This is a genomic window from Yinghuangia sp. YIM S09857 (assembly GCF_051388915.1).
GTDB lineage: Bacteria > Actinomycetota > Actinomycetes > Streptomycetales > Streptomycetaceae > Yinghuangia.
Genome location: NZ_JBPKBH010000008.1, coordinates 48,323 through 53,342, shown reverse-complemented (window position 1 = coordinate 53,342; position 5,020 = coordinate 48,323). Strand labels below are relative to the sequence as shown.

Genomic DNA, 5,020 nt, shown 5'->3' with positions numbered 1-5,020 from the left:
CCCCCCCCCCCCCCCCCCCCCCCCCCCCCGCTCCCGCCTTGCGACTCTCGCCGACTCCTGCCGCCGACTGAATCTGCGGTGGACGGCCGTCGTAGTCTTGGCGGTCCTCGCGGTCGCGGCGACCGTCATGGTCCTGACCCAGGAGGAGGACCCGGGCCCGGACGCCACCCGCCCCGCCGCGAACTCCGCCACGGTCACCGCGTTCCTGGGTGGTCCCGACTACGTCGGCTTCTGCCGCGCGACCGGTCAGGGGGTGGCGGAGGTGTCCGGCCCAACCGCGTACGACCGGGGGTGCACGCAGCCGCATGGTTCGGGCGTGTCGGCCACCGAGGTGTGCGCCTGGACGTACCACACGGACCGCCTCGTCGACCGCATCGCCGACTTCAACGACCCGTCGAGCATCGAATGCTGGTCGGTCTCAACCGAGTTGGGACCGCTCGACTTCGACGACTACTGCCGCCGCACCGGATACACAGGCGCAGTTGCCGTCAACACGACCGCGTACGCCTGGTACTGCGACGGCAAGCGTGCCATCGACAGCCAGGCCGCATGCGCGCTCCTCTATCGGGCGACTCCCGCCGTGAGCCGCTTCTCCGACTTCCACAACCGAGACTCCTGGACCTGCCACGCCTGACGCCCGCACCCGCGCCCGAGGGCGTCACCACCGCCATCCCACCCAAGCGCCGCCAACCACCGGAACACCACCCTCACCGAAAGGATCAGCCGCTCCTGAACGCGACCACGGCGGCGGTGGTTCGCTCAGGCTCCGGTGGCCTGCGGCGGGGTGTGCCTGACGTACCAGGTGGCCGGTGCGCATCTCCCGGTGCATGCGTGCGATGCGCGGAGGGCGTACAACTCCTTGTATTGCTGGTCCATTCGCGCGCGGCGCGCTTGGGTCAAGCGATGTCCCCAGGTTCCGGAGAGGTCGATCTTTCGGCCGTCGTGGAGCTCCGCCCTCACGCCGAACGTCTTGGTCCCGATCTTTTCCGCGTCGAGGACGTCGACGCGCAGGTCCGTCACGTGGCACCAGGGGATGAATCGTGAGCGCAGCGACGTGTGTTGGGCGAATCCGCTGCTATTGGCACCGACAGCCGTTCGCGGGCCGCGCACGATCGTCCACAGCCCGCCGAGAAAGAATCCGGTGGCGATGGTGACGGTCCCCGGGTTGACCGGCGAAGTCAGCGGCGCAATACCGAGAGCGGCGATGAGGGCGCCCGTGGCGATGAACCCGATGCGACCCGTCCGAGGCGCATACCAAACACTGCTGCTCACATCGGCCCCCGGGAGCGCACCTCTGATATCGGTGCGGGGAGCGTAATGATCACCAGCACACACTTCAATACCCGGTGGATGCGTCGCAGAGGTTTGTGCGGCAACGCGAACGGCGCGGTCCCGGGAGGGGACCGCGCCGTTCGGGAATTCGGGTTATGCGTCGAGGAGTTGGGTGGCTATGAGGTTCTCCAGGTAGCGGTCGTCCCACCAGTTGAGCTGGAGGGACTTGGCGCGGCGGAAGAACAACTGCACGTCGCATTCGACGGTGAAGCCCATGCCGCCGTGGACGTGGACGGCGAGGTCGCTGACTTCGCGGTACGTCTTGCAGGCGAACAGCTTGGCCATCGGGGCCAGTTTTTCGACGCCGCGGCCGTTGTCGCGGGCCCAGGCGGCTTCCCAGACCAGGGTTTCCGCGCCGTCGACGGCGGTGACGGCGTCGGAGAGGTTGTGGGCGATGGCCTGGAAGGCGCCCAGGGGCTTGTCGAACTGCTTGCGGGTCTTGGCGTAGTCGACGGTGATTTCGAGGACGCGCCGCGCGCCGCCGACCGCGAGGGCGGCCAGCAGGATGATGCCGTCGTGCAGGACCTCGGACCAGACCGGCCACGCGCCGTTGACGGTGCCGACGACCGCATCGGGACCGACGCGGACGGAGGCGAGGTCGAGGCGGTGCTGGGTGTCGGAGGCGACCGTGCGCTGGGCGGTCAGGGTGACGCCTTCCGAGGAAGGGTCGACGAGGAAGAGGGTGATGTCCTCCGCGGCGGTGCCGGTGCGGGCGAGGACCAGGATGCGGTCGGCCGAATTGGCGTACGGGACATGGCGCTTGACGCCGGTCAGGAGCCAGCCGTCGCCGTCCTGGGTGGCGGTCAGGGCCACGCCCTTGGGGCCGTAGCCGCGGTCGGGTTCGACCCAGGCGGTGGTGACGACAGCCTCGCCGGAGGCGATCTTCGGGAGCCACTCCTGCCGCTGCTCGTCGGTGCCCGCGGCGGTCAGGACGCCGCCGGCGACGACCGAGCTGACGAAGTGCGGGGACGGGGACAGCGCGCGGCCGAGTTCGTCGTACACGACGACCGCGTCCAGCATCGACATCTCCGACCCGCCCCACTTCTCGGGGATGGTCAGGCCGGTCAGGCCGCTCTCGCCGAGCTTGGCCCAGAACGCGGGCGGGTAGCCCTTCTCGTCCTCCTCCATCGCGCGCACCACGCCGAGGTCGGCGTGCCGGGCGGCGAGCCCGCGCACGGTCTCGCGGAGGACTTCCTGCTCATCGCTGAATGTCAGGTCCATCGAAGCTCCTTCCGTGCCACAGGGCTCACGGGTTCCAGCGCTCGCCGCGCCGGTCCCAGGGGTTGTCGTCGTCGGAGACCGGGAGGGCGACGCGCGCCTCGCAGGTCGTCTTGGGTTGGCCGTCCACCGTCAGCGAGACGTCGAGCGTGACCCAGCCGCAGCCGGTGTCGTCGGTCGAGACGTCCTTCACGGTCGCGTTGTAGACCATCGGCGCGCCCGGGAAGACCGGCGAGGTCATCCGGAACACGACCCGGCCCACGCGGCCCTTGGGGCCGGTCCAGTCGGTGAGGTAGCGCTCGAACCACGCGCCCTGGTTGGGGGTGTTCAGGAAGATGTCCTGCACGCCCTGGCGCTCCACCGCGAACTTGTAGTCGTGGTGCATCGGCCGCCAGTCGCGCGTCGCCATCGCGCCGAGGATCACCGTGGTCGCGGTGACCTCGTGGGACAGCTCGGGGAGCGTGTCGCCGGGCTTGACCTGGCCGAGGGTGAGCTGTGCGGTGGTGCTCGTCATGCCGATGCCTCCCGGCGGTAGCCGTAGCCGGTGTACGACTCGGTGCCCAGCAGGTCGCCGTTCTGGTTGTGGTACTCGACGTCGATCACCCAGAAGCGGCCGACGCCGAGCTTGGTGCGCTTCTCGCCGCTGACCGACTTCAGCACCTGACGCGACGTCACGAGGTCGCCCATGCGCAGCGGTTCGTAGAACACGTTGGTGTTGTCGGTCATGATCGCCTCGGGCAGGCCGAAGCGCTTCTTGAGGTCGAAGTGCACCTGGAGCGACAGTTGCTCGCCCTCGGCGCCCGGCGCCCAGTAGTGCGGGCGGGCGTACGCCGACAGCAGGCTCGGCGGCGAGATCGGCCCGCCGGTGACCTCGTCGGCGACCTTCGGGTCCCAGTACAGCGGGTTGCCGTTGAACACCGAGGCGCAGGAGGTCCACACGTACCCCTGCTCGACCGGGAAGTCCGCGGTCTTCTCGTACTGCGTGGCCCCGATCAGCGCGGCGACGTCCTCGGGAAGGGTGTCGTCCAACGGTGTCTGGTTGTTGCTCACGCCACCACTCCTTCGTCGCGTAGTGCGGTGATCTTGTCGGCGGACAGGCCCGCCGCGGCGAGCAGTTCGTCGGTGTCGGTGACGTCCGACTCGCGGACGAGGTACGGGTCCTCCGACGGCACCATGCCCGCCAGCACCGCCCCGATCTGCCGGAAGGTGCCGTGCTTCGGGTGCTTGGCGGTGGCGAACGCGCCGCGCGCCGCGAACTGCTCGTCCTCGACGACCTCGGCGACCGACAGCACCGCCGAGACGCAGGTGTCGGCCGGGGCCAGCTCCGCGACCCAGGCGTCGCGCGACTTGCCGCGCAGCACCTCGGTGATGTCGCGCCGGATCTCGTCCTGGACCGCGTCGTCGTTCTGGTGCGCGGCCCACTTGTCGAGGCCCAGCAGGCGGCACAGGTTGGCCCAGAAGCGCGGCTCGATGGCCGCCACGGAGAGCCACTTGCCGTCGCCGGCCTGGTACGTGTCGTAGCAGGCGTACCGCCCGAGCAGCAGGTTCGAGCCGACCTCGACGTTCTCGCCGGTCGCCAGGTACTCGTCGACCGACAGGGCCATCAGCGCCAGCACGCCGTCGGCCACCGAGACGTCCAGGTGCCGCCCCTGCCCGGTCGAGGCGCGGTTGAGCAGCGCCGCGAGGATCGCGATGACAGCGTGCATGCCGCCGCCCGCGCTGTCCGCGACCGTGGCGCCCGGGACGGGCGGCTTGCCGTCCGCGTCCTTGCCGGTCAGGTGCAGGAACCCGCCGGTGCCCAGGTAGTTCAGGTCGTGCCCGGCCTGCTGCGAGTTGGGCCCGGACTGCCCGAAGCCGGACGTCGAGCAGTACACGATGCGCGGGTTGACCGCCGACACCGCCTCGTGCCCGATGCCGAGCCGGTCCACGACGCCGGGGCGGAAGCTCTCGATCACCACGTCGGCCTTCGCAGCCAGCGCGAGGAACGCGTCGCGGCCCTCCGGCGCCTTGATGTCGAGCAGCACCCGCTTCATGCGGCGGTGTGCGCTGTACGAGAAGAAGGGAGGTGCGATCTGCACGCCGCTCTTGGCGGGGACGGGGCCGACCTTGACCACGTCCGCGCCGTAGTCGGCGAGCCAGCGCGAGGCGCGGGCCGCGGGGCCCACGCTCGCGAGATCCAGTACGGTGACGCCTTGCAGCAGCTCTCCGGCCATCTGTGGCTCCGTCAGAAGTTCTTCGGGAGCCCGAGCTTGCGCCGGGAGAGGATGTTCTTCTGCACCTCGGAGGTGCCGCCGCCGATGGTGTCGAGCACGGTGTAGCGGTACGTCGACTCGGCGCGGCCCTTCATCGGGGCCTCCTCGGTGCCGACCTTGAGCTGCGTGCCCGGCCCGCCGAGGTCCATGGACGCGTTGGCCAGGCGCTTCGACAGCTCGGTGGCGTACAGCTTGTACTCGGACGCCTCGGTGGTGGG

7 protein-coding genes are annotated in these 5,020 nt (G+C 70.0%); 1 reads left to right on the top strand and 6 read right to left on the bottom strand.

The window, feature by feature from the left end; all coding sequences use genetic code 11:
* The first annotated feature begins 97 nt into the window (after positions 1-97).
* Positions 98-634, top strand: a complete 537-nt coding sequence (locus ACRX5S_RS18750) for a hypothetical protein (protein ID WP_436774124.1) — start codon at positions 98-100, stop codon at positions 632-634.
* A gap of 125 nt (positions 635-759) precedes the next feature.
* Here ACRX5S_RS18750 and ACRX5S_RS18745 read toward each other — a convergent pair whose 3' ends face one another.
* The 6 genes from ACRX5S_RS18745 to ACRX5S_RS18720 form a co-directional block, all read right to left on the bottom strand.
* A complete protein-coding gene (locus tag ACRX5S_RS18745) occupies positions 760-1,272 on the bottom strand; it encodes a hypothetical protein (RefSeq protein WP_436774123.1) in 513 nt (170 codons plus the stop codon).
* A 153-nt stretch (positions 1,273-1,425) separates the two neighbouring features.
* Complete coding sequence (locus tag ACRX5S_RS18740; protein WP_436774122.1) at positions 1,426-2,553, bottom strand: acyl-CoA dehydrogenase family protein; 1,128 nt, start codon at positions 2,551-2,553, stop codon at positions 1,426-1,428.
* 25 nt (positions 2,554-2,578) lie between these two features.
* A complete protein-coding gene (locus ACRX5S_RS18735; RefSeq protein WP_436774121.1) occupies positions 2,579-3,064 on the bottom strand; it encodes a hypothetical protein in 486 nt (161 codons plus the stop codon).
* Entirely contained in the window at positions 3,061-3,600 is a 540-nt protein-coding gene (locus tag ACRX5S_RS18730; RefSeq protein ID WP_436774120.1) for an FAS1-like dehydratase domain-containing protein, read from the bottom strand. Before ACRX5S_RS18730 ends, ACRX5S_RS18735 begins: the two co-directional genes overlap by 4 nt.
* Complete coding sequence (locus ACRX5S_RS18725) at positions 3,597-4,763, bottom strand: CaiB/BaiF CoA transferase family protein (protein ID WP_436774119.1); 1,167 nt, start codon at positions 4,761-4,763, stop codon at positions 3,597-3,599. Before ACRX5S_RS18725 ends, ACRX5S_RS18730 begins: the two co-directional genes overlap by 4 nt.
* An 11-nt stretch (positions 4,764-4,774) precedes the next feature.
* On the bottom strand, positions 4,775-5,020 hold a 246-nt coding region (locus ACRX5S_RS18720; protein ID WP_436774118.1), incomplete at its 5' end, for an acyl-CoA dehydrogenase family protein.

What these genes read in the sequence shown, in the direction of transcription:
- ACRX5S_RS18740 (WP_436774122.1), bottom strand. Translation starts at nt 2,553, where the DNA reads ATGGACCTGACATTCAGCGATGAGCAGGAAGTCCTCCGCGAGACCGTG.
- ACRX5S_RS18735 (WP_436774121.1), bottom strand. Translation starts at nt 3,064, where the DNA reads ATGACGAGCACCACCGCACAGCTCACCCTCGGCCAGGTCAAGCCCGGC.
- ACRX5S_RS18725 (WP_436774119.1), bottom strand. Translation starts at nt 4,763, where the DNA reads ATGGCCGGAGAGCTGCTGCAAGGCGTCACCGTACTGGATCTCGCGAGC.